Genomic DNA, 21,674 nt, shown 5'->3' on the forward strand with positions numbered 1-21,674 from the left:
GTCAGGTTCAGAAACCGTGACTGACACACCGCCATCGGGAGCAAGCCCCCTCCCACAGTGACAGCGTTAAGCTTTAACTGACTGGTGTTAGGGCAAGCCCTCTCCCACTATTTGATCGGTATCGGTCAGTCAGATCGCGGCGAAACGCTTGTCCAGGTAATCGATGATCACCTTGGAGTCATACATCCAGGTGGTCTCGCCGTTTTCTTCAATGCGCAGGCACGGCACTTTGATCTTGCCCCCTTGTTCCAGCAAGGTCTGGCGGTCGTGCTCGTTATTCTTCGCGTCCTTCAACGCCACCGGCACATTCAGGCGGTGCAGGGTGCGACGGGTCTTCACGCAGAACGGGCAGGCATGGAACTGATACAGGGTCAGGTCCTTGGCGGCGGCGTTGACCTTGGCCTGTTGTTCGGCAGGGCGCTGCTTTTTGCGCGGACGGGTAAGCAAGTCACCCGCGATGATGACGTGGCCGAGGCCCACTCGAAGTGCTTTGACGAACATGGCTGAAACCTCTTGCCCGATACAGAAGGGGCCGCAGCTTACCTGAATTTCGCGGGCGAAAAAAAACCGGCGATGAATGCCGGTTTTTTCTTACCCAACCTGTTATTTAATCAGGCTGAGGAATTCGCTGCGGGTGGCCGCGTTTTCGCGGAATTCACCGAGCATCACCGAAGTGATCATCGAGGAATTCTGTTTCTCCACACCGCGCATCATCATGCACATGTGCTTGGCCTCGATCACCACCGCCACGCCAAGGGCGCCTGTGACTTGCAACACGGCATCGGCGATCTGGCGGCTGAGGTTTTCCTGGATCTGCAGGCGACGCGCATACATGTCGACAATCCGCGCGACCTTCGACAGGCCCAGCACTTTGCCGCTCGGGATGTAGGCAACATGGGCCTTGCCGATAAACGGCAACAGGTGGTGTTCGCACAGCGAGTACAACTCGATGTCCTTGACCAGCACCATTTCGCTGTTGTCAGAGCTGAACAAGGCACCGTTGGTGACTTCTTCCAGGGTCTGTTCATAGCCGCGGCAAAGGTACTGCATCGCCTTGGCGGCACGCTTTGGCGTGTCGAGCAGGCCCTCGCGGGAAACGTCCTCGCCGAGCTGGCCGAGGATCGCGGTGTAATTCTGTTCCAATGTCACAGAGCTTTATTCCGTATGGGTTCTAGAAGGGTACGGTTTCTGCCTGTACCAAAAATGTTTACCAATCAAGCGTTGGTTCATACCTGCCATTGGGCACATGGTAGCGTAAGTGTGGCGGCAGTTGTATTGCCCTTCAATGCGACGAGCGTCGCGTGCAGGGTTTGTCGGTCCGAAAACCCCTTCTGCATGCGTCCGGATGCCCGTTTTTCGGTGCGGTAGCGTGACGCACCTGCTGCTCGTGACCAGCCAGTTTGCAGTTGAAAAAAAGCCCGCAATCGCGGGCTTTTCAGATGACTCAGGGCTTATTTGAAAAGGCCGCCGATGGCATTGATCGCATCGGCGGCCTTATTCACGTTTTGCTGTCGCTGTGGGTCGGTGTTCACTTGGGCTTGGGCGTTATAGCCGGTATTGCTGCAGGTTTTGTTTGTCTGCGTCAGCGCGGCTTGAAATGCGCTGGCGCGCAACGTATCGCCCTTGGCATTCGCCGCGTTGAGGTTCGCCTGCAGGTCGCGGATCTGTTGTTGGCAGGAGGCGACATTGGCGTTGTTGGTGTTGCTGTTGGTGTTTGCTCCACCCAGAGCAGACGAGAGCGCGCCCGTCAGTGCGGTCAAGTCAGCGGCATGGATGGGGAGGCAGATCAGACTCAGCAGTGCTGCGGATGGAGCGAGCTTGGAAAGACGCATGGCAAACCTCAATGTTTAATCGTCCGCACAAGCCTGGGCACCGAGCGGGTGCAGGACGATATCCATAAGGTGAGCGCTCGGTTGGAGCGAAATACTATTTGGTCAATTTTTGAGCTTCAACATTCGATTTTCGTAAATGTGCGGCCTTTCACGTTATCCGGCCGCTATGAAAAACGAACAACTCAGGGTTTTCGCCTTATCCGGTTACTCGTCGCGCCCTTCCATCATGGTGCGCTTGAGCATCACATACACCGCGCCGGCGCCGCCGTGGCGGGCCTGGCATGAGGTAAAACCGAGTACTTGGGGGTGCTGGCGCAACCAGGTGTTGACGTGGCTCTTGATCATCGGACGCTTGCCGTCGAGCCGCACCGCCTTGCCGTGGGTGACGCGCACGCAACGGATTTCGAATTTCGTTGCTTCGGCCAGGAAGGCCCAGAGGGTTTCGCGAGCTTTTTCGACGTTCATGCCGTGCAGGTCAAGGCTGCCTTCGAACGGGATCTGCCCGACCTTGAGCTTGCGCATCTGGCTTTCCTGCACGCCGTCGCGGGCCCACATCAACTCGTCTTCGGGGCCGACATCGATCACGAACTGGTCAGACAGACCGTCGACGGTAGTGGCATCGGTGCGCACGGTCGCGGCCTGGCGCAACTTGGCAATCTGCGCCCGGTCGGTCTTGGGTTTGCCGGTGTCGGCGCGGTCGTGCTTGATCGGCTTGACGCCGCGCAGCTCGTTTTTGAACAGGGAAAAATCGTCGTCTTGCATGTCGGCCTCCGCGAAGGGCGGGCAGTTTACCTAAATCGCGGCGGCCAGGGCGCAGGAAACGCTATCCAAGCGCCATCAGTCGTGCTTTTTCATCAGGTGTGCAGCGATGTTCAGAGACAAGGGTTGGCGCATCCGTCGACGGCTGCGACGCCACAACCACACGCCCAACCACAGCACCAACAGGCCGGTGACCAACAAGATGGCCGAACCGCCAGGGCTGGTATTCAGCTCACCCAGGGCGGGTGAGTGCCCCGACAAACCGGCACCACCAGCGCCGGCCAACAGCAGACCTACTATCGCCAACAGCGCGGCAAAGCCGGCGACCAGGCGCAGACGCCAGTTGCTCGGGCCCTTGGGGCGCAAGCGACGAGCATCAAAACCATCGGATATCTTCATTCCGACCTTTCCTCCAGGGTATCGGCCCTTCGACCGGAAGATACACAACTTGTTCCTGGGAGAGAGGTAAATGCGCCAAATGAGAGGGCATTGCGGATGAGCGGGGCGATTAATACGCCACGCCGCTCATCAGATGTCGATCAGATCAGATCTTTGGTCAACGCCAAGGTCGCAAAGTTGTCGGCCATGATGGCCATTTCGGTCTGTTGCACGTGCTCGGCACTCAGGACGCCACCTTTGTAAGGCAGGTCGCGGGTGGCGCAGGCGTCTTCCACCAGGGTGCAGCGAAAGCCCAGGTTCTTGGCGGCGCGCACGGTGGTGCTGACGCTGGAGTGGCTCATGAAACCGCAGACGATCAAGTCCAGGGAGCCGAGGTCCTGCAGGTGTTTCTCCAGGCCGGTCCCGTGGAAGGCGCTGGGCAACAGCTTGCCGATAACGGTTTCGTCACCGAGCGGTTCCAGGCCCGGAATGAATTCGCCGCGCTCGCCTTGCGGGTCAAAGAGGCCGCCGACGGTACCCAGGTGGCGCACATGCACGATCGGGCGCCCGGCGTTGCGGGCTGATGACACCAGTTGCTTGATATGACTGACGGCTGCATCCATGCCGGAGAGGGCAAGCGGACCGCTGAGGTATTCCTTTTGGGCGTCGATGATCACGAGGGTCGCATGATTCAGGTTGGCTGCTGCATAACCACGACCGCTGAGTTGAAACATCGTCTTTGGAACGGACATTCTGGGGCTCCTGTGAGGGGGGCTTTTGTGACATTGTCCACTGGCTGAGCGGTTCTGTGAATCGCTACCATCGTAAGGTACGCCGTTGTTGACGTGCAGCGATGTCAAGAGGGTGGCTTGTTGAGTCCAATGATGGCAAATGGGATGAAATCCGACGGGTGGTGAGGTGTTTTCGTACATCGAAGGGACAGGCGAAGGCTGTTAGAATCGCCAGTCGTTTTTTCCAGGAGTCTGCCCCGTGATTACATCCCGCCTGCGCACTTTGCGCGACCATATCCGTTGGGCTGTCAGCCGTTTCCATGGGGAAGATCTGTTTTTCGGCCATGGCACCGACAATGCCTGGGACGAAGCCCGGCAATTGGTGCTCGGCGCTTTGCACCTGCCCTGGGAAATTGCCGACAGCTACCTGGACTGCAACCTCGAAGAAGAGGAAATCTCCCATGTGCAGCGTTTGTTGCATCGCCGCATCCACGAGCGTCTACCCACGGCTTACCTGCTGAAAGAGGCTTGGTTCTGTGGCCTGTCGTTTATTGTCGACGAGCGCGTGTTGATCCCGCGCTCGCCGATCGGCGAACTGATCGAAAACCGCTTCGAACCCTGGTTGGCCCAGCCACCGGCGCGCATTCTCGACCTGTGTACGGGCTCCGGCTGCATTGGTATTGCTTGTGCTTATGAATTCCAGGAGGCCGAGGTGGTGCTGGCCGACTTGTCTTTTGAGGCATTGGAAGTCGCCAACCAGAACATCGAGCGCCATGGCGTCGATGAGCGTGTCTACACCGTGCAAGGGGATGGCTTTGACGGCCTGCCGGGTCAGCGGTTCGACCTGATCGTGTCCAACCCACCGTATGTGGATGCTGAAGATTTTGCCGACATGCCGGAGGAATACCAGCACGAGCCGGAGCTGGGCCTGGCTTGCGGTGATGATGGCTTGAACCTGGTGCGGCGCATGCTGGCCGAGGCGGCGGACCACTTGACCGAGAAGGGCTTGCTGATCGTCGAGGTCGGCAACAGCCAGGTGCACGTCGAGGCGTTGTACCCGGAAGTGGACTTCGCCTGGCTGGATTTCCAGCGCGGTGGCCACGGCGTATTCATGCTCACGGCAGAACAGTGCCGGGCGCATCAGGCAGTGTTTGCTGCCAGGGTCTAAGCCGGTCAGTGTGAACCCGATCAATGTGGGAGGGGGAAAGCCCCCTCCCACTGTTTATTGCATTTCATCCCGCTGTCAGCGGTGCGTGGCAATCCAGATCAGCAAGCCCGCCTGAAACACGGTAAACGCAACCAGACAAGTGATGGTGAAGCGCAACCCGCTGTCCTCACGCTTGAACTTGGTGACCTTCTCCTCTTCCTTGCGCAACTTCACTTCATGCTCGGCCAGGTTGTGCTCGGCCTGTTGCAGCATCTGTGCGGCCTCGAGAATCTCCACGAACTGCACCTTCTCGGTGTTCCAGCTGTCGAGCACTTCGCTGACTTTGCCCGGCTGCACGTTACCTTTGAGGTGCTGTACGTCGGCATAGGCCACGTCAAAACCCTGGATGCGCAGGAAATGATCACGGCGCAGGCGCGTGGCTTCATTCAGGGCGTCTTTGTTGGCCAGGTCCACGCCGTCGACGCGGTAGTGTGACCACTTCTTTTTGGCCCATGCCGCGCCCTGGGCGACCAGGAAACGGCCGAGGCCACGGTTGGCCGGTTCGATTTCCAGGCTGTTGCCCGGGCCGAAGTGCACGCGGTGGGTATCGTGATCGACCCAGATATCCAGGTGGTTCTGCTCACGGCGCACGCGTTGCGCCGGCAACTGGATGACCATGCGCAACAGGCTGCGATGTTTGTCGTGGCGCTCGGCATAACCGAACTGCACAAAGCGCAAGGGCCGTGCGCCGGTCGCGCGGTCCGTGGTCAGCGGCGCCAGGCGCAGCATCTTGAAATGTTCGGCCTGTACGTCCGCCCACGGCAGCGCCGCCGCCTCGACGGCCTCGGTTTTTTCAGCCGGGGTGTCGGCGGTAGGTTCTGGTGTAGCTTCGGTGGTTGTCATGCGGTGCGATCCTGTCCAAGCCTTGCGAGTCGGCAGTCTTTTTACTGTCGACTCTGGGCTTATCGGCCGCGTTCTTCAGGACTGGAGGCAAATAGTCGCTTAACGGGGCCCAAGTCCGTCGATAAAGCGCACGATGCGCTGGCCCAGCTCGGCCGCGAGGGGCAGTTGCGGGTCGTTGTAGGACTCCAGTTGTTCCTTCACATCCTTGGGGATGATGCGCATCACGTGGTTCATCCCCTCGATTACCGTGAGTTGCGCGTCCGGCTTGGCTTTTTTCAACAGTTGGGCATCGGCGACGCCGACCTGAATGTCGTGGGTGCCCTGGATGATCAGCGCCGGCATCTTCAATCTGGCGAACGCGGCCGAAGGATCGGCGCGGAACAGGCTGATCAGGTAAGGCTGCACGCTGGGTCGGAAAATACCTTCCAGCGGGCGAGGCACATCGGCATCCACTTGACCGGCCTTGAGGTGATCGAGGATCTCATTACTGCGCAGCAGCAGGGCCGGAGGTAGATGGTTGGCCAGTTGCTGGCGAATCACCTGGTCGACCGGCCGGGCGCTGCCGGAGAGGGAAATGACGCCCGCCGGGTCAAGTTGCGGCGCGGCGAGGGCGGCTACCAGTGCACCTTCGCTATGGCCCAGCACGATCAGCGGGCCCAGGCGGGTGTCGTGCTTGAGCAGCTTGCCCCAGGCCACGGCGTCGGCCACATAGGCGTCGAGGGTCAGGTTGCGCTCGTCCGGGGTTGCGGCGAGGCTGGCGGCCACCCCGCGCTTGTCGTAGCGCACGCTGGCAATGTTATTGCGGGCCAGCACCCAGGCCAGGCGCTTGAGGCTGTCGTTGCGTGCGCCGTCGGCGCTGTTGCCGTTGCGGTCAGTGGGGCCGGAGCCGGCGATGATCAGTACCACCGGCACCGGCTTGTCGGATTTGGGCAGCAGGAGCGAACCGAATAACTCGCCGCTGCCGGTGTCCAGGCTGATAGGCCGTTGCAGCACGACAGGGGAGGCGGCGAAGCCAAGGCTGGAAAACAGGGTGAGGGTCAAAAGCAAAACTCGTAGCATCATCGCGCCATTATCAGGAAGGTGCCGGTTGGACCAACGTCTACCGGTAAGGTTTCGAGGATGAACTAGTCCGATAGCCTGCGTATACTGGCCGCCTTAAGTTATTACGGTTGACTTGATTCAACTGATTTCACGGAGCGCCCTGCATGTCCGGCAATACCTTCGGCAAGCTGTTCACTGTCACCACCGCGGGCGAAAGCCATGGTCCGGCGTTGGTCGCCATTGTCGACGGCTGCCCGCCTGGCCTCGAGCTGTCCCTGGAGGACTTGCAGCGTGACCTGGACCGTCGCAAGCCCGGCACCAGCCGTCACACCACCCAGCGTCAAGAGCCCGACGAAGTCGAAATCCTTTCCGGCGTCTTCGAAGGCCGCACCACCGGTTGCGCCATCGGCCTGTTGATCCGCAACACCGACCAGAAGTCCAAGGACTACTCGGCGATCAAGGATCTGTTCCGCCCGGCCCACGCCGACTACACCTACCATCACAAATACGGCGAACGCGACTACCGCGGCGGTGGCCGCAGCTCGGCCCGCGAAACCGCAATGCGCGTGGCGGCCGGTGCCATCGCCAAGAAATACCTGGCCACCCAGGGCATCGTCATCCGTGGCTACATGAGCCAACTGGGCCCGATCGAAATCCCGTTCAAGACCTGGGACAGCGTTGAAGACAACGCCTTCTTCAGCCCCGACCCGGACAAGGTGCCGGAACTGGAAGCCTACATGGACCAGTTGCGCCGCGATCAGGACTCCGTCGGCGCCCGGATCACCGTGGTCGCCGAGGGCGTCAAGCCGGGCCTGGGCGAGCCGATCTTCGACCGCCTGGACGCCGAGCTGGCCCACGCCCTGATGAGCATCAACGCGGTGAAGGGCGTGGAAATCGGCGCCGGTTTCGCCTGCGTATCCCAGCGCGGCACCGAGCATCGTGATGAACTGACGCCGCAAGGTTTCCTGAGCAACAACGCAGGCGGCATCCTCGGCGGTATTTCTTCCGGCCAGCCGATTGTTGCGCACCTGGCGCTCAAGGCCACATCGAGCATCACCACGCCTGGCCGTTCGATCGACGTGCACGGCAACCCGGTGGACGTGATCACCAAGGGCCGTCATGACCCGTGCGTGGGCATCCGCGCCACACCGATCGCCGAGGCGATGATGGCCATCGTGCTGATGGACCACCTGCTGCGCAATCGTGGGCAGAACGCCGATGTACAGGTGAGTACCCCGGTGCTGGGCCAGCTGTGACGTCCAGTGCTGTTGAGCGAGCTTCCTGTGGCGAGCGAGCTTGCTCGCGCTGGGCCGCGAAGCAGCCCTACGCATGAGTCCCGTCCTCCCATACTGGCGCCTCTCCAGCTTCTACCTGTTCTATTTCGCCCTGCTTGGGGCGACGGCGCCATTCCTGGCGTTGTACTTCGATCACCTGGGGTTCCCCAGCGCACGGATCGGCGAATTGGTGGCCATCCCCATGTTGATGCGCTGCGTGGCGCCGAACCTGTGGGGCTGGCTCGGCGACTACAGTGGCCGGCGGCTGGCCATCGTGCGGTTTGGCGCGGTGTGCACCCTGGCGAGCTTTTCACTGATATTCGTCAGCAAGACCTACGCCTGGCTGGCCATGGTGATGGCGCTGCATGCGTTCTTCTGGCACGCGGTACTGCCGCAGTTTGAAGTGATCACCCTGGCCCACCTGCAAAAACAGACCTCGCGTTACAGTCAGATCCGCCTGTGGGGCTCCATCGGCTTCATCTTGACCGTGGTCATCATGGGGCGCCTGTTCGACTGGCTGAGCCTGGATATTTACCCGGTGGTGGTCGTGGTGATCATGGCCGGCATCATCGGCGCCAGCCTGTGGGTGCCCAACGCGCAGCCAGCCGCCCAGGGCAACCGCCTGGCCGGTGACGGGTTTCTCAGGCAATTGCGCAGTCCCGGGGTGCTGGCGTTTTATCTCTGCGTGGCCTTGATGCAAATGAGCCACGGGCCGTATTACACCTTCCTCACGCTGCACCTTGAACACTTGGGCTACAGCCGAGGTGTGATCGGCCTGCTGTGGGCGATGGGGGTGGTCGCCGAAGTACTGATGTTCCTGGCCATGAGCCGCATCCTCGCGCGCTTTTCGGTACGCCGGGTGCTGCTGGCCAGTTTCCTGTTGGCAGCGCTGCGCTGGTTGCTGCTGGGGACGCTGGCTGAGTTTTTCTGGGTTCTGTTGCTGGCGCAAGTGATGCATGCCGCCACGTTCGGCAGTTTTCATGCCGCGGCGATTGCCTTTGTGCAACGCAGCTTCGGCGACCGCCAGCAAGGCCAGGGCCAGGCGCTGTACGCAGCCTTGGCCGGCACGGGCGGGGCGGTCGGCGCGCTGTATTCCGGTTATAGCTGGAATCTGTTGGGGCCGACCTTCACCTTTAGTATTGCCAGCGTCGCGGCCCTGGCCGCTGCCGTTATCATGGGCCTTCGATTGCAAGAGCCGAACCAAGGAAGCGTGCAATGAGTTATGTAGCCGTCTACCCCGTCGCCACACCCGATACCCCGAACAAGGTGCTGACCCACTTTGACGATATCCGCTCGACCCTGGCTGAACACGGCGTGAGGTTCGAGCGCTGGCAACCTGGCGTCATTGAAAAGGGCGCCAGCGAAACGGCCATGATCGCGGCCTATCAGCCCCAGATCGACACCCTGGGCTATACGGGCGTAGAGGTGGTCAGCGTGACCCGTGACCACCCACAGAAGGATGAGTTGCGCGCCCAGTTCCTTGACGAGCGCCGTTACAGAGAAGATGAAGCGCGTTTCTTCATTGCGGGCCAAGGCCTGTTCAGCCTGCACATTGGCGACTACGTGTACGGTGTGCGCTGTGAAAAAAATGACCTGCTGGTGGTCCCCGCCGGCGTGCCCCATTGGTTCGACATGGGGGACAACCCGCACTGTGTGACGCTGCGCTTGTTCAACACGGTTGAAGGGCAAGTGCCTGATTTTACCGGTGACACCCTTGCGCGTCTTTTTCCAGGGCTGGATGACTAACCACCAGTATTTGAATGTTCAACCCCGGTAAGTTTGAAATTGCTGTGGGAACAAGCTTAATTACTTGTAAGGTTTGGCTGTTTATTTTGTGTTCTGCGCTTTCATTCCATTCGTTATGTAACTCTCTCCGGATTCGATGTTTATGTCGCCTGTCAATGGGAGGAATCCGAAGGGTGACAGGGATTCTGTAAACGAAAGGAGAGAGCAATGAGTGGCCCCGTCAAGTCAGGTCACCCGCTGGTCAGCCTGCCGACGGCGATCAGAAAGCGCATGAGTTTGTCCGGCAAACCTTTGACCCCAGCGGAACTGGAGATCCTGCGCTGGGCCTCGGAGGGCAAGACGGTCTGGGAGATCAGCCAGATCCGCGCCACTTCCGAAGCGACGGTGAAATTCCACCTGCGCAACATCTATGGCAAGTTGGACGTGACCAACCGGGTACAGGCGATGAACGAAGCCGCCCGCCAGGGCTTATGCTGACGCACAGCAAAAAGGGCCGCGACGCTGGATGGCGTCGCGGCCCTTTTTTATACGTGGGGTTTATGCCGAATGGTAAGTCGGCAGGGCAAAGCGGTTCTGGCTTTGCAGCATCGAAATCTGCGGCAGCTCACTGGCTTGTTCGGCCAGGTCACGGCGAATAGCGCTGATCACCCAGGTCAGTTGATCGGCGGTGTGCAGCTGCTGATAGGAAATCGAACGCTTGACCTGTTTGCCTTCGCTGTTGCGCAGGGTCAACAGGATACCGCCATCGGGACGCGGCTGAGTGGTGACTTCGTATTGGGAGAATACAGAGGCGAATTTGTCTTGGATCAGGCTCATGTCTATCAGCTCCGTTGGCTCAAGTGGGCAAGCATGGAGTGATAGGTGCAGTGATTGTGCCAGTATTGCGATGATTAAAAAGTCTTTATAAATCAATGATTTATAAAATTTATAGATTTTCGGTTTCGTGCAATTTGCATGAATGGCCATCGTGCATCCTGCATTTTGCGTTATCGAGGCCGAACATTTCGTACTGCGCTTACGGTTAATGACTGCTGGCTCGCCGCAAAATTCCGTTTTTGTGTCTTGCCTGGCCGGGATACAAAACTTTTCAAATCCTGCGTGTACACCCACAGAATCGCTGGCGTATTTTCCTGCAAGACGTTTGGGCTCCTGCCTACAGGAGCAGCGTTGTTGTGGGTCAGACCAAGAATAAGAAAAAGGACGTCCGCCATGAGCCATCAGCAAGACGACATGATCACCTGGGGCATGATGCTGCGTAAGGTGCCTGCCATTGTTCGAGCCCTGCCACGGGTGGTGCGGGGCATGCGTGCGGCGAATGTCACTGACCCCCGAAAGCCTTGCGGGCTCGGTTGGCATTTCGAACAGGCGGTGCTGCGCAATCCACACGGCGCCGCACTGTTGTACGGCGACAGTGTGCTCAGTTACAGCGAAACCAACCGGCGCGCCAACCGTATTGCGCACCACCTGCGCGCCCAGGGCGTCGCCAAGGGTGATGTGGTTGCCGTGTTTATCGAAAACCGTCCCGAATTGCTCCTGACCGTGCTGGCCGTGGCCAAGCTGGGCGGGGTTTGCGCCATGCTCAATACGTCCCAAACCCAGGCGACGCTGGTGCACAGCCTGAACCTGGTAAGCCCGGTGGCGATCGTCGTGGGCGCAGAGTTGGTGGCCGCTCACACGGCGGTGCGTGATCAGGTAGCGATCGAAGCGGCCAGGACCTGGTTTGTCGCGGATCAAGCCACGAGCGCGGTACCGGATGGCTATGTTGACCTGATGGCCGCCAGCGTCGGCTGTTCGGTGGACAACCCCGACAGCACCGGGCACATCTTCTGCAACGATCCCTGCTTCTATATCTACACCTCCGGGACCACCGGTTTACCCAAGGCCGGGATCATGAAACACGGGCGCTGGACCAAAACCGCCGTCAGCTTCGGCAGCATTGCCCTGGACATGGGCACGGACGACGTCCTGTATTGCACCTTGCCGCTGTATCACGGCACCGGCTTGTGTGTGTGCTGGGGTTCGGCGATCGTCGGGGCGTCGGGGTTCGCCATTCGCCGCAAATTCAGCGCCAGCCAGTTCTGGGACGATGCGCGCAAATTCAACGCGACCACCCTGGGCTATGTCGGTGAGCTGTGCCGTTACCTGCTCGACCAGCCGCCCAGCGCGCAAGACCGCGACAATCGGGTGACCAAGATGGTTGGCAACGGTTTGCGTCCGGGGGTGTGGGCGCAGTTCAAGCAACGCTACGGGGTTGAGCACGTCTGTGAACTGTATGCCGCCAGTGATGGCAACATCGGCTTCACCAATGTCTTGAATTTCGACAATACCATCGGTTTTTGCCTGCAGCACTGGGCGCTGGTGGACTACGCCCACGACTCGGGCGAGCCGCTGCGTGGCCACGATGGCTTGATGCGCAAGGTGCAAACGGGCGGGCAGGGGTTGCTGCTGGCCAGGATCGATGAAAAGTCGCCCTTCGACGGCTACACCGATCCGGAGAAAAACCGCAAGGTGGTGCTCACCGACGTGTTCGAGAAGGGTGACCGCTATTTCAACACGGGTGACTTGTTGCGCAGTATCGGCTTCGGCCATGCGCAATTCGTCGACCGCCTCGGCGATACCTATCGCTGGAAGGGCGAAAATGTGTCGACCACCGAAGTGGAGAACGTGCTGCTGCAGCACCCGCAGATCGCCGAAGTGGTGGCCTACGGCGTCGAGATCGAAAACACCAATGGCCGTGCGGGCATGGTCGCGATCACGCCCAGCGAGTCCTTGGCGTCATTGGATATGCGTGAGTTGCTGCAATTCGCCCACGGCCAGTTGCCACACTATGCAGTACCGTTGTTCCTGCGGATCAAGGTGCAGATGGAAACCACCGGCACTTTCAAATACCAGAAGGTCAAGCTCAAGGAAGAGGCCTTCGACCCTGGCAAGTCGGGCAATGATCCTGTCTACGCGTGGCTGCCGGGTTCGGACTGCTACGTGCCGATGACCGGGCAATTGCTGGCGCAGATTCAGGGTGGCCAGTTCCGCTATTGATTCTGCCTATGAGGGCTTTTGACAAAAAAGCCATGACCGTGAGGAACTCAGCCGCCACACTGGCACCCTATACAGCACCCCTTATGGAGCCCTCGCATGTCAGACCACGCCAAACAAATGACCGAAGACGAAGCCGCCGAATTTGCCGAACAGGTCTTCGATGTGGCCCGCAAAGGCGATGCCGCCATGCTCGCGGCGTTGCTGGCGAAAGGCTTGCCGGCCAACTTTCGCAACCATAACGGCGACACGTTGCTGATGCTCGCGGCCTACCATGGTCATGCCGAGGCGGTTAAGGTGCTGCTGGAATTCAAGGCTGACCCGCAGATCGCCAATGACAAGAACCAACTGCCGATCGCCGGCGCAGCGTTCAAGGGCAACCTGCCGGTGGTCAAGGCGCTGATCGAAGGCGGCACGCCAGTGGATGCCGCGTCCTCGGACGGCCGCACGGCGTTGATGATGGCGGCGATGTTCAATCGCGTTGAAATGGTCGATTACCTGCTCGGCCAGGGCGCTGACCCCAAGGCGGTCGATGCCCAGGGCGCGACCGCGCTGGCGGCGGCGCAGACCATGGGGGCGGTGGATACGGCGGCGCAGTTGCAGAAACTGGTGTAGGCTACGCGCCCTCGAAAACCCGCCCGCCACAGGATCCGCCCATGAAAACCGCCCTCGTCGAACTCATCAGCAAAATCAGCGCCGGCGTCATGGGCGAGGACGAAGTGGCGCGCATCGCCAACGAGGCGGCCCAGGCCTACGCCGACCCTGTGGCTTTTCTGGCCGCCAACCCGGATATCAACTACGACGATACGTTTCCTATCCCGTTGGGTGAGTGGGTGGTGGTCGGCAGCCTGCCGGAGACTGCACTGTTCCAGGCCGACACCTACGGCGACCTGTTTGCGCAGATCGTTGCCTCGTTCGGTCCGGGCGTGCCGTTCAACCTCAAACCCAAGCAACTGGCCAAGACCGACGATCTCACCGCGCTGAACCGCATTCAGATCCAGATGAGTGCCCTCAGCCAGGAAGAGGGCGGTTACGTGCTGATGAATTTCAGCCAATTGCTCGATGACGAAATCCAGGCGGTGCTGGTGTACGGCAACGACCTGCCACGGGTGCTGGAACTGTGCGCGCAAGTGGGGATCAAGGCCGAGCCGTCCCTGGAAGCCCTGCGCGTTGCCGTACACGTCTGAAATAAAACGGAACCCCTGCCAGGGCTGACTATCCTACAAGTGCATGCCCTCACTTAGGAGCGACACCATGGGTTCCACTTTTAATGGCCTGATCGGCCTGATCATTCTGGCGCTGGATATCTGGGCGATCATCAACGTGTTCAAAAGCGGCGCGAGCACGGGCGCCAAAGTGTTGTGGATCTTGTTGATCCTGTTGCTGCCGGTATTGGGCCTGATCATCTGGGCAATTGCCGGGCCGCGCGGCAACGTGCGGATCTGACAAGTCACTCCATTGGAGTGGCCACAGTCCATATATGGCTACAGTGAATAATGTGGGAGGGGGCTTGCTCCCGATGGCGGTGTTTCAGTTAACACATTCGTTGACTGTTACACCGCCATCGGGAGCAAGCCCCCTTTTGCTTTCCCAGTAGTTGGGAAATTTGTGTGTCGAAATATTCGGTGCACGAAATTTTCACATCTCATCCAAGACAATTCGCCGGCTTCATTTCCCATCCAAAGGCTCTATTTCGAGTGCCATTCACGGTGGGGCAGTGGTGCGCGTTCAGTAATTAATAGCCTTGCCGCCGTTGATCGGGCACCATTCGCGCCACTGCATTACTTCGAAACTTAAACTTCCAATGGGTCCTGAAACGACATGGCAAACCCGGACGCCCTGAATCAGCAGCGAGCTTCAAATCGCCTGCTGCAACCGACCGTCAAATCCCATCTGGCGTACACACTGCTTTGCGCACTGGTCATGATGGTGATGTTCTCCCTGCTGCGCCTGGCGCTGCTGGTCTACAACCGTGAGATGATCCTCGATACGCCGGCCTCGACCTTCCTCGAAGCGTTCGCCAACGGTACGCGCTTCGACATCCGCTTTGTGATGTATGCGCTGGTGCCGCTGCTGCTGGCGTTGTTCAGCGTGCGAGCCATGGCGGCGCGGGGGTTCTTCCGTTTGTGGCTGACCGTCGCGTCCAGCATTGCCCTGTTCCTGGGCCTGATGGAAATGGACTTCTATCGCGAATTCCACCAGCGCCTCAACGGCCTGGTCTTCCAATACGTGAAGGAAGACCCGAAAACCGTGATGAGCATGCTCTGGTACGGTTTCCCGGTGGTGCGTTACCTGCTGGCCTGGGCCGTGGGTACGCTGATCCTGAGCATGGCCTTTAAAGGTGCCGACCGCGCAACGCGCCCCCGTGGCCCGTTCAGCGGCGGCAGCATCGGCACGCGCCAGGTGGCGCCGTGGTACACCCGCATTGCGGTGTTCGTGGTCTGCCTGTTGATTGCTACCGTCGCCATTCGCGGCACCCTGCGCCAGGGCCCGCCGCTGCGTTGGGGGGATGTCTACACCACCGACTCGAATTTCGCCAACCAGCTGGGTTTGAACGGCACCCTGTCGCTGATTGCCGCCGCCAAGGCGCGTTTCTCCGAAGAGCGTACCAACATCTGGAAGGCCACCCTGGACCAGCCGCTGGCGACCCGGACCGTGCGCGACATGTTGCTGCTGCCGGCCCATGAGAAGCTGGTAGACACCGCCAGCGCCGCCGTGCGCCGTGACTTCACGCCACCGGCCGAGAAGACCCTGCCGATCAAGAACGTCGTGGTGATCCTGATGGAGAGCTTTGCCGGTCACTCGGTAGGCGCCTTGGGTCGTCCGGGCAATATCACGCCGTACTTCGACAAACTGTCCAAGGAAGGCTTGCTGTTCGATCGCTTCTTCTCTAACGGCACCCACACCCACCAGGGTATGTTCGCCACCATGGCCTGCTTCCCGAACCTGCCGGGTTTCGAATACCTGATGCAGACACCCGAAGGCAGCCACAAGCTATCGGGCCTGCCGCAGTTGCTCAGTGCCCGCAAGTTTGACGACGTGTATGTCTACAACGGCGATTTCGCCTGGGACAACCAGTCGGGCTTCTTCAGCAACCAGGGCATGACCAACTTCATCGGGCGTAACGACTTCGTCAACCCGGTGTTCTCCGACCCGACCTGGGGCGTGTCCGACCAGGACATGTTCAACCGTGGCCTGGAAGAGTTGAAAGCCCGCGAAGGCGGCAAGCCGTTCTACGCACTGCTGCAAACCCTGTCCAACCACACGCCGTACGCGTTGCCGACGCCATTGCCGGTAGAGAAAGTCACCGACCGTGGCAGCCTCAACGAGCATTTGACCGCCATGCGTTACTCCGACTGGGCCTTGGGCCAGTTCTTTGAAAAAGCCCGTAAAGAGCCGTACTTCAAGGAAACCCTGTTCGTAGTCGTGGGCGACCACGGTTTTGGTAACGAACAGCAGATCACCGAGATGGACCTGGGCCGCTTCAACGTGCCGATGCTGATGATTGCACCGGGCATGCAGGAGAAGTTCGGCGTGCGTGACCACACCGTGGGCACCCAGATCGACATCGTGCCGACCATCATGGGCCGCCTCGGCGGTGACACCCTGCACCAGTGCTGGGGCCGTGACTTGCTGAACCTGCCGGAAGGCGACAAAGGCTTCGGCGTGATCAAGCCATCGGGCAGCGACCAGACCGTGGCCTTGCTCACCGACGACCGAGTGCTGGTATTGCCTAAGGAAATGCCACCGAAGCTGTGGCAATACGAGTTGGGCGAAAACCCGACCGGCAAAGTCATTCCGGATTCGCCGGATGAGGCGGCGTTGAAGCAGAAGCTTGAATCGTTCCTGCAAACCGCAACCAAGAGCCTGCTGGATAACACGGCAGGTGTGGTGGATGGCAAGCCGGACTAATTAACCGGCAATAAAAAAAAGAGGCCTCTATATGAGGCCTCTTTTTTTGGGCGGCGCTTATATGCGACCGAGCAACAGCAACACCAGCAGAACGACCAGCACGACACCCAGGATACCCGATGGGCCATAGCCCCAATTACGCGAGTGAGGGAACACCGGCAAGCCGCCGACCAACAGCAGGATCAGGATAATGATCAGAATGAGGCTCATGTTTTCTTCCTTATTGGCCTTGGGTAAAGACCGGTTGTTTAACGAGAGGCCCGCCAGTTGTTCACGGACGCCTTGATAACTCCGACTGTGCCCCTTTAAAGAAAATTCCCTGGTTCTTTAAAGCATTTTGCAAACTTTCTTATTTCTTTTAATACGCTCGCAAATAGCCAGGCTTAGTTGAAAAAGATTGAACTTACCCGTTAAGCCGGCCTCGTACCCGCTCGCCGGTTTGCCCGAGGCATTCATCAATTGGATGGTGCGTGGGTACGCGAAAAACCTTCGCTACACTGCCGGGCACTACTTCCGAGAACACAAGGCAACTTCTCTATGCAAAATCGCATGATGATCACTGGCGCCGGGTCTGGGCTGGGTCGTGAAATCGCTCTGCGCTGGGCCCGTGAAGGTTGGCAGTTGGCCTTGTCGGATGTCAGCGAGCCGGGCTTGCAGGAAACCCTCAAGCAGGTGCGCGAGGCCGGTGGTGATGGCTTCACCCAGCGCTGTGATGTGCGTGACTACAGCCAGCTCACGGCGCTTGCCCAAGCGTGCGAGGTGAAGCTCGGCGGCATTGATGTCATCGTCAATAATGCCGGGGTCGCGTCGGGCGGCTTCTTCGCCGAATTGTCCCTGGAGGATTGGGACTGGCAGATTGCAATCAACCTGATGGGCGTGGTCAAGGGATGCAAGGCGTTCCTGCCGCTGTTGGAGAAGAGCAAGGGCCGGATCATCAACATCGCCTCGATGGCGGCGCTGATGCAGGGGCCGGCGATGAGCAACTACAACGTGGCCAAGGCCGGTGTGGTGGCGCTGTCGGAAAGCCTGCTGGTGGAACTCAAGCAGCAGGAAGTGGGCGTGCATGTGGTGTGCCCGTCGTTTTTCCAGACCAACCTGCTCGACTCTTTCCGGGGGCCGACCCCGGCGATGAAAGCGCAGGTGGGCAAGTTGCTGGAAAGCTCGCCGATCTCGGCGGCGGACATTGCCGATTACATCTACCAGCGCGTGGCCGCAGGTGAATTCATGATTCTGCCCCATGAGCAGGGGCGGATGGCCTGGGCCTTGAAGCAAAAGAACCCGCAATTGCTCTACGACGAAATGACGCTGATGGCCGACAAGATGCGGGCCAAGGCGCAAGCCATTAAGGGCTGATTAGCGTGCGGTCTGTCAGGCAAATTACCTGTTGATGTAGGTAGTGCCTGATTTGACCGCAAGCCATTGCTGGGCCCTATTCAAGCGCGCATGGTCAAGGTCCTGTCACTCCAAAAGGACAACCGCCATGCTGGTCTTAAGCCGCGCCATAGGCGAAATCATCTCCATCGGCGATGACATCGCTTTGCATATCCTCGAACTGAACGGTACCCAGGTGAAATTCGGTATCGCGGCGCCCGTGGGCGTCAAGGTGCACCGTGCCGAGGTCTACCAGAAGATGCTCGAACGCCAGGCAGCCCAACCCCACACCGCTATCAACCCCTGAAACGTCCTCAGTCGAACAGATGCTTGGGCACATCGTGCTTGAGCATCAACTGGCATTGCTCGCTCTCGGGGTCGAATACGATCAGCGCCTGGCCCTTGGTCAGGGCTTGACGTACGCGCAGTACGCGGGTTTCCAGCGGCGTGTCGTCGCCATTGTCGGTGCCGTCGCGGGTGACGAAGTCTTCGATGAGCCGGGTCAGGGTGTCGACTTTAAGTGCATCGTAGGGAATCAGCATACAAGCCTCAGAGGTAGGGTCCCGGCGATCCTACTGCGCCGGGGCCCTGGTTACCAGCAGCGTCAGGACTTCTGACCGACCAGGCTGTCCACCGACGGCACGCGAGTGTCGCTCTCCATCTGCGTCTCGTGTTCCAGCTGATGGCTGAACCTGTCCAGAGAGCCCTGGGCCGGTTGTGCATCGCTGGCGAATACCGGCGGGCTGAGAATATAGGCGCCCAACAGGCGGCTGAGCGCGGCCAGGCTGTCGATGTGCGTACGTTCGTAGCCGTGGGTGGCGTCGCAGCCGAAGGCCAGCAGGGCAGTGCGGATGTCGTGGCCGGCGGTGACGGCCGAGTGGGCATCGCTGAAGTAGTAACGGAACAAGTCGCGGCGCACCGGCAGCTCGTTGTCATTGGCCAGGCGTAGCAGGTGGCGAGACAGGTGATAGTCATACGGCCCACCGGAGTCCTGCATCGCAACGCTCACGGCGTGCTCGCTGGAGTGCTGGCCGGGTGCGACCGGCGCGATGTCGATCCCCACGAATTCACTGACATCCCAGGGTAGGGCGGCCGCCGCGCCACTGCCGGTTTCTTCGGTGATGGTGAACAGCGGGTGACAGTCGATCAGCAACGGTTCGCCACTGTCGACGATGGCCTTGAGGGCGGCGAGCAAGGCCGCGACGCCGGCTTTATCGTCCAGGTGGCGGGCGCTGATATGCCCGCTCTCGGTGAATTCGGGCAATGGGTCGAAGGCCACATAGTCGCCCACGCTGATGCCCAGCGAATCGCAGTCGGCGCGGGTGGCGCAGTAGGCGTCCAGGCGCAGTTCCACATGGTCCCAACTCACCGGCATTTCATCCACTGCGGTGTTGAAGGCGTGTCCGGAGGCCATCAGCGGCAATACACTGCCGCGAATCACACCGTTGTCGGTAAACAGGCTGACCCGGCTGCCTTCGGCAAACCGGCTCGACCAGCACCCCACCGGCGCCAGGCTCAGGCGGCCATTGTCTTTGATCGCCCGTACCGCCGCGCCGATGGTGTCCAGGTGCGCGGAGACGGCGCGGTCCGGGCTGTTTTTCTGACCCTTCAGGGTGGCGCGAATGGTGCCGCGCCGGGTCATTTCGAACGGAATGCCCAGTTCTTCCAGGCGTTCGGCGACGTAGCGCACGATGGTGTCGGTAAATCCGGTCGGGCTGGGAATGGCGAGCATTTCCAGGAGGACTTTTTGCAGGTAGTTCAGATCCGGTTCGGGGATGGTTCGGCTCATAAAGACTCCTAAGGTCGGATCGTTCAGCTGTGGGGAAACAGCAAGTCCACAAATTTTTGCGCAGTGGGTTGCGGCTCATGGTTGGCCAGGCCGGCGCGCTCATTGGCTTCGATAAACACGTACTCGGGCTGGTCTGCCGCGGGCACCATCAGGTCCAGGCCCACCATTGGGATGTCCAGGGCACGGGCGGCTCGCACGGCGGCATCCGCCAGGGTGGGATGCAGGATCGCGGTGACATCTTCCAGGCAGCCACCGGTGTGCAGGTTGGCCGTGCGGCGCACCGCCAGGGTCTGGCCAGGTGGCAGGATGCTGTCGTAGTCATAGCCGGCGGCATGCAGTGTGCGCTCGGTTTCGCCATCGAGCGGGATCTTGCTTTCGCCATCGGTGGCCGCTTGGCGGCGACGGCTTTGGGCCTCGATCAAGGCGCGGATGCTGTGGTGACCATCGCCGGTGACTTCGGCCGGGCGGCGGATCGCGGCGGCGACCACTTCAAAGCCGATCACCAGAATGCGCAGGTCCAGGCCCTGGTGAAAGCTTTCCAGCAGCACCCGGCTGTCGAACTGGCGTGCCGCCTCGATGGCCTGTTGCACGTCTTCGATGGTCTGCAAGTCCACCGCCACGCCCTGGCCTTGCTCGCCGTCCAGCGGCTTGACCACGATGCGCTGGTGCTCATCGAGAAACTCGAGGTTGTCATCGGCACTGCCGGCCAATTGTTGTGCCGGCAAGTTCAAACCCGCCGCCTTGAGTACTTTGTGGGTCAGGCTTTTGTCCTGGCACAAGGTCATGCTGATCGCGCTGGTCAGGTCGCTGAGGGATTCACGACAGCGCACACGGCGCCCGCCATGGCTGAGGGTGAACAAGCCGGCCTCGGCATCATCGACCTGTACATCGATGCCCCGGCGATGGGCTTCTTCGACGATGATCCGTGCATAGGGGTTGAATTGCGCCTGCGGACCCGGCCCCAGAAACAATGGTTGGTTGATGCCATTCTTGCGCTTGATCGCAAACGTGGTCAGCGCCCTGAAACCCAGCTTGGTGTAAAGGTTCTTGGCCTGGCGGTTATCGTGCAGCACCGACAGGTCGAGATAACTCAGGCCACGGCTCATGAAATGCTCGACCAAGTGGCGCACCAGCACTTCACCCACGCCGGGGCGAGTGCACTGCGGGTCGACCGCCAGGCACCACAGGCTGCTGCCGTGTTCCGGGTCGTGAAAGGCTTTCTGATGATTGAGGCCCATCACGCTGCCGATCACCGCGCCGCTGTCTTCGTCTTCGGCCAGCCAATACACCGGGCCACCTTGGTGGCGGGGCGTGAGACGGGCCGCGTCGACGGGCAACATGCCGCGTCCCTGGTACAGCAGGTTGACCGCCTGCCAGTCGGCATCGGTCTGTACGCGGCGTATGCGAAAGCCGCGAAATACGCGGGTGGCCGGGCGATAGTCGGTGAACCACAGGCGCAGGGTGTCGGAGGGGTCGAGGAACAATTGTTGCGGGTCGAGCCCGAGAATCTGCTGAGGCGCGGCCACGTACAACGCGATATCGCGCTCCCCAGGCTGCTCCTTGAGCAGTTCTTCGGCCAGGCTGGCGGGGTCGGGAAACGTATGGCCGATCAGTAACCGGCCCCAGCCGCAATGCACGGCAATCGGTTCAGCGTGGTGCGGGTTGCCATCCTCGGCCAGTCGGGCTTGCAGGCGCTCGTAGGACGGCGCCTGGCCCTTGAGCAAACGTTGGCTGTAAGCCGCTGCATGGGGTTTCATC

25 protein-coding genes are annotated in these 21,674 nt (G+C 60.2%); 12 read left to right on the top strand and 13 right to left on the bottom strand.

What is annotated here, in order from left to right; genetic code table 11:
- Nucleotides 1-129 precede the first annotated feature (129 nt).
- From ACQRBV_RS16575 to ACQRBV_RS16600, 6 genes are all read right to left on the bottom strand, one after another.
- Nucleotides 130-501: a glutathione S-transferase N-terminal domain-containing protein gene (locus tag ACQRBV_RS16575; RefSeq protein WP_060755959.1), complete on the bottom strand. Its 372-nt coding sequence runs from the start codon at nt 499-501 to the stop codon at nt 130-132.
- Between the two features lie 102 nt (nt 502-603).
- Entirely contained in the window at nt 604-1,149 is a 546-nt protein-coding gene (gene folE, locus ACQRBV_RS16580; protein WP_003175229.1) for a GTP cyclohydrolase I FolE, read from the bottom strand.
- A 302-nt stretch (nt 1,150-1,451) separates the two neighbouring features.
- Nucleotides 1,452-1,832: a DUF1090 family protein gene (locus ACQRBV_RS16585; protein WP_411984946.1), complete on the bottom strand. Its 381-nt coding sequence runs from the start codon at nt 1,830-1,832 to the stop codon at nt 1,452-1,454.
- A 204-nt stretch (nt 1,833-2,036) separates the two neighbouring features.
- Nucleotides 2,037-2,594: a Smr/MutS family protein gene (locus ACQRBV_RS16590; protein ID WP_090369615.1), complete on the bottom strand. Its 558-nt coding sequence runs from the start codon at nt 2,592-2,594 to the stop codon at nt 2,037-2,039.
- A 75-nt stretch (nt 2,595-2,669) separates the two neighbouring features.
- Nucleotides 2,670-2,990, bottom strand: a complete 321-nt coding sequence (locus ACQRBV_RS16595; protein WP_060755956.1) for a hypothetical protein — start codon at nt 2,988-2,990, stop codon at nt 2,670-2,672.
- Between the two features lie 140 nt (nt 2,991-3,130).
- Nucleotides 3,131-3,721, bottom strand: a complete 591-nt coding sequence (locus ACQRBV_RS16600) for a cysteine hydrolase family protein (protein ID WP_060755955.1) — start codon at nt 3,719-3,721, stop codon at nt 3,131-3,133.
- Between the two features lie 238 nt (nt 3,722-3,959).
- Between ACQRBV_RS16600 and prmB the strand changes: the two genes are divergently transcribed.
- Complete coding sequence (gene prmB / locus ACQRBV_RS16605; RefSeq protein ID WP_060755954.1) at nt 3,960-4,868, top strand: 50S ribosomal protein L3 N(5)-glutamine methyltransferase; 909 nt, start codon at nt 3,960-3,962, stop codon at nt 4,866-4,868.
- Between the two features lie 75 nt (nt 4,869-4,943).
- Here prmB and ACQRBV_RS16610 read toward each other — a convergent pair whose 3' ends face one another.
- Together ACQRBV_RS16610 and ACQRBV_RS16615 are read right to left on the bottom strand one after the other, a co-directional pair.
- Nucleotides 4,944-5,750, bottom strand: a complete 807-nt coding sequence (locus tag ACQRBV_RS16610; protein WP_060755953.1) for a hypothetical protein — start codon at nt 5,748-5,750, stop codon at nt 4,944-4,946.
- A 99-nt stretch (nt 5,751-5,849) separates the two neighbouring features.
- Complete coding sequence (locus ACQRBV_RS16615) at nt 5,850-6,812, bottom strand: alpha/beta hydrolase (protein WP_090369623.1); 963 nt, start codon at nt 6,810-6,812, stop codon at nt 5,850-5,852.
- Nucleotides 6,813-6,955: 143 nt separating this feature from the next.
- On the opposite strand from ACQRBV_RS16615, the gene aroC reads away from it, so the two are divergent.
- The 4 genes from aroC to ACQRBV_RS16635 all read left to right on the top strand — a co-directional run bounded on the left by aroC (nt 6,956) and on the right by ACQRBV_RS16635 (nt 10,288).
- Nucleotides 6,956-8,047, top strand: a complete 1,092-nt coding sequence (gene aroC, locus ACQRBV_RS16620; protein ID WP_060755951.1) for a chorismate synthase — start codon at nt 6,956-6,958, stop codon at nt 8,045-8,047.
- A gap of 73 nt (nt 8,048-8,120) precedes the next feature.
- Entirely contained in the window at nt 8,121-9,284 is a 1,164-nt protein-coding gene (locus tag ACQRBV_RS16625; protein WP_411984947.1) for an MFS transporter, read from the top strand.
- On the top strand, nt 9,281-9,811 hold the full coding sequence (locus tag ACQRBV_RS16630) for a 1,2-dihydroxy-3-keto-5-methylthiopentene dioxygenase (protein ID WP_411984948.1): 531 nt from the start codon (nt 9,281-9,283) through the stop codon (nt 9,809-9,811). The genes ACQRBV_RS16625 and ACQRBV_RS16630 overlap by 4 nt, the downstream gene beginning before the upstream one ends.
- A 207-nt stretch (nt 9,812-10,018) precedes the next feature.
- A complete protein-coding gene (locus ACQRBV_RS16635; RefSeq protein ID WP_060755948.1) occupies nt 10,019-10,288 on the top strand; it encodes a response regulator transcription factor in 270 nt (89 codons plus the stop codon).
- A gap of 60 nt (nt 10,289-10,348) precedes the next feature.
- Here the strand turns inward: ACQRBV_RS16635 and ACQRBV_RS16640 are convergent, their stop codons facing one another.
- On the bottom strand, nt 10,349-10,627 hold the full coding sequence (locus ACQRBV_RS16640; RefSeq protein ID WP_060755947.1) for a DUF3509 domain-containing protein: 279 nt from the start codon (nt 10,625-10,627) through the stop codon (nt 10,349-10,351).
- A gap of 393 nt (nt 10,628-11,020) precedes the next feature.
- Between ACQRBV_RS16640 and ACQRBV_RS16645 the strand changes: the two genes are divergently transcribed.
- The 5 genes from ACQRBV_RS16645 (at nt 11,021) to ACQRBV_RS16665 (ending at nt 16,756) form a co-directional block, all read left to right on the top strand.
- The gene (locus ACQRBV_RS16645) at nt 11,021-12,847 is read left to right on the top strand and encodes a long-chain-acyl-CoA synthetase (protein ID WP_411984949.1); all 1,827 of its coding nucleotides are present in this window, start codon (nt 11,021-11,023) and stop codon (nt 12,845-12,847) included.
- Nucleotides 12,848-12,943: 96 nt separating this feature from the next.
- Nucleotides 12,944-13,459 (top strand): ankyrin repeat domain-containing protein, encoded by a 516-nt coding sequence (locus ACQRBV_RS16650; protein ID WP_060755945.1) that lies wholly within the window; start codon nt 12,944-12,946, stop codon nt 13,457-13,459.
- Between the two features lie 41 nt (nt 13,460-13,500).
- Nucleotides 13,501-14,031, top strand: a complete 531-nt coding sequence (locus ACQRBV_RS16655) for a hypothetical protein (RefSeq protein WP_090369635.1) — start codon at nt 13,501-13,503, stop codon at nt 14,029-14,031.
- Nucleotides 14,032-14,098: 67 nt separating this feature from the next.
- The gene (locus ACQRBV_RS16660; protein ID WP_003172956.1) at nt 14,099-14,290 is read left to right on the top strand and encodes a PLDc N-terminal domain-containing protein; all 192 of its coding nucleotides are present in this window, start codon (nt 14,099-14,101) and stop codon (nt 14,288-14,290) included.
- Between the two features lie 375 nt (nt 14,291-14,665).
- Nucleotides 14,666-16,756 carry an LTA synthase family protein gene (locus tag ACQRBV_RS16665; RefSeq protein ID WP_205343449.1) on the top strand — a complete coding sequence of 697 codons (2,091 nt, stop codon included), beginning with the start codon at nt 14,666-14,668 and terminating at the stop codon, nt 16,754-16,756.
- A gap of 57 nt (nt 16,757-16,813) precedes the next feature.
- Here ACQRBV_RS16665 and ACQRBV_RS16670 read toward each other — a convergent pair whose 3' ends face one another.
- Nucleotides 16,814-16,966 (bottom strand): DUF3309 family protein, encoded by a 153-nt coding sequence (locus ACQRBV_RS16670; protein ID WP_015885095.1) that lies wholly within the window; start codon nt 16,964-16,966, stop codon nt 16,814-16,816.
- A 327-nt stretch (nt 16,967-17,293) separates the two neighbouring features.
- On the opposite strand from ACQRBV_RS16670, the gene ACQRBV_RS16675 reads away from it, so the two are divergent.
- Together ACQRBV_RS16675 and csrA are read left to right on the top strand one after the other, a co-directional pair.
- Nucleotides 17,294-18,109, top strand: coding sequence for an SDR family oxidoreductase (locus ACQRBV_RS16675; RefSeq protein ID WP_411984950.1), 816 nt, complete (start codon nt 17,294-17,296; stop codon nt 18,107-18,109).
- 127 nt (nt 18,110-18,236) lie between these two features.
- On the top strand, nt 18,237-18,434 hold the full coding sequence (gene csrA / locus ACQRBV_RS16680; RefSeq protein WP_411984951.1) for a carbon storage regulator CsrA: 198 nt from the start codon (nt 18,237-18,239) through the stop codon (nt 18,432-18,434).
- Nucleotides 18,435-18,441: 7 nt separating this feature from the next.
- Here the strand turns inward: csrA and ACQRBV_RS16685 are convergent, their stop codons facing one another.
- From ACQRBV_RS16685 to ngg, 3 genes are all read right to left on the bottom strand, one after another.
- Nucleotides 18,442-18,669, bottom strand: a complete 228-nt coding sequence (locus ACQRBV_RS16685) for a YheU family protein (RefSeq protein ID WP_411984952.1) — start codon at nt 18,667-18,669, stop codon at nt 18,442-18,444.
- A gap of 62 nt (nt 18,670-18,731) precedes the next feature.
- Entirely contained in the window at nt 18,732-19,916 is a 1,185-nt protein-coding gene (locus tag ACQRBV_RS16690; protein ID WP_090369643.1) for an osmoprotectant NAGGN system M42 family peptidase, read from the bottom strand.
- Nucleotides 19,917-19,939: 23 nt separating this feature from the next.
- On the bottom strand, nt 19,940-21,673 hold the full coding sequence (ngg, locus tag ACQRBV_RS16695; protein ID WP_060755939.1) for an N-acetylglutaminylglutamine synthetase: 1,734 nt from the start codon (nt 21,671-21,673) through the stop codon (nt 19,940-19,942).
- Nucleotide 21,674: the final 1 nt, after the last annotated feature.

Origin of the sequence: Pseudomonas sp. R11F (assembly GCF_050312575.1) — a bacterium.
GTDB lineage: Bacteria > Pseudomonadota > Gammaproteobacteria > Pseudomonadales > Pseudomonadaceae > Aquipseudomonas > Aquipseudomonas palleroniana.

Coding starts and splice junctions, on each gene's coding strand:
- ACQRBV_RS16650 (WP_060755945.1), top strand. CDS start 12,944: ATGTCAGACCACGCCAAACAAATGACCGAAGACGAAGCCGCCGAATTT.
- ACQRBV_RS16645 (WP_411984949.1), top strand. CDS start 11,021: ATGAGCCATCAGCAAGACGACATGATCACCTGGGGCATGATGCTGCGT.
- ngg (WP_060755939.1), bottom strand. CDS start 21,673: ATGAAACCCCATGCAGCGGCTTACAGCCAACGTTTGCTCAAGGGCCAG.
- ACQRBV_RS16575 (WP_060755959.1), bottom strand. CDS start 501: ATGTTCGTCAAAGCACTTCGAGTGGGCCTCGGCCACGTCATCATCGCG.
- ACQRBV_RS16610 (WP_060755953.1), bottom strand. CDS start 5,750: ATGACAACCACCGAAGCTACACCAGAACCTACCGCCGACACCCCGGCT.
- ACQRBV_RS16585 (WP_411984946.1), bottom strand. CDS start 1,832: ATGCGTCTTTCCAAGCTCGCTCCATCCGCAGCACTGCTGAGTCTGATC.
- ACQRBV_RS16655 (WP_090369635.1), top strand. CDS start 13,501: ATGAAAACCGCCCTCGTCGAACTCATCAGCAAAATCAGCGCCGGCGTC.
- csrA (WP_411984951.1), top strand. CDS start 18,237: ATGCTGGTCTTAAGCCGCGCCATAGGCGAAATCATCTCCATCGGCGAT.
- ACQRBV_RS16675 (WP_411984950.1), top strand. CDS start 17,294: ATGCAAAATCGCATGATGATCACTGGCGCCGGGTCTGGGCTGGGTCGT.
- aroC (WP_060755951.1), top strand. CDS start 6,956: ATGTCCGGCAATACCTTCGGCAAGCTGTTCACTGTCACCACCGCGGGC.
- ACQRBV_RS16660 (WP_003172956.1), top strand. CDS start 14,099: ATGGGTTCCACTTTTAATGGCCTGATCGGCCTGATCATTCTGGCGCTG.
- ACQRBV_RS16590 (WP_090369615.1), bottom strand. CDS start 2,594: ATGCAAGACGACGATTTTTCCCTGTTCAAAAACGAGCTGCGCGGCGTC.
- ACQRBV_RS16665 (WP_205343449.1), top strand. CDS start 14,666: ATGGCAAACCCGGACGCCCTGAATCAGCAGCGAGCTTCAAATCGCCTG.
- ACQRBV_RS16615 (WP_090369623.1), bottom strand. CDS start 6,812: ATGATGCTACGAGTTTTGCTTTTGACCCTCACCCTGTTTTCCAGCCTT.
- ACQRBV_RS16600 (WP_060755955.1), bottom strand. CDS start 3,721: ATGTCCGTTCCAAAGACGATGTTTCAACTCAGCGGTCGTGGTTATGCA.
- ACQRBV_RS16635 (WP_060755948.1), top strand. CDS start 10,019: ATGAGTGGCCCCGTCAAGTCAGGTCACCCGCTGGTCAGCCTGCCGACG.
- ACQRBV_RS16670 (WP_015885095.1), bottom strand. CDS start 16,966: ATGAGCCTCATTCTGATCATTATCCTGATCCTGCTGTTGGTCGGCGGC.
- ACQRBV_RS16625 (WP_411984947.1), top strand. CDS start 8,121: ATGAGTCCCGTCCTCCCATACTGGCGCCTCTCCAGCTTCTACCTGTTC.
- ACQRBV_RS16685 (WP_411984952.1), bottom strand. CDS start 18,669: ATGCTGATTCCCTACGATGCACTTAAAGTCGACACCCTGACCCGGCTC.
- ACQRBV_RS16595 (WP_060755956.1), bottom strand. CDS start 2,990: ATGAAGATATCCGATGGTTTTGATGCTCGTCGCTTGCGCCCCAAGGGC.
- ACQRBV_RS16690 (WP_090369643.1), bottom strand. CDS start 19,916: ATGAGCCGAACCATCCCCGAACCGGATCTGAACTACCTGCAAAAAGTC.
- ACQRBV_RS16640 (WP_060755947.1), bottom strand. CDS start 10,627: ATGAGCCTGATCCAAGACAAATTCGCCTCTGTATTCTCCCAATACGAA.
- ACQRBV_RS16630 (WP_411984948.1), top strand. CDS start 9,281: ATGAGTTATGTAGCCGTCTACCCCGTCGCCACACCCGATACCCCGAAC.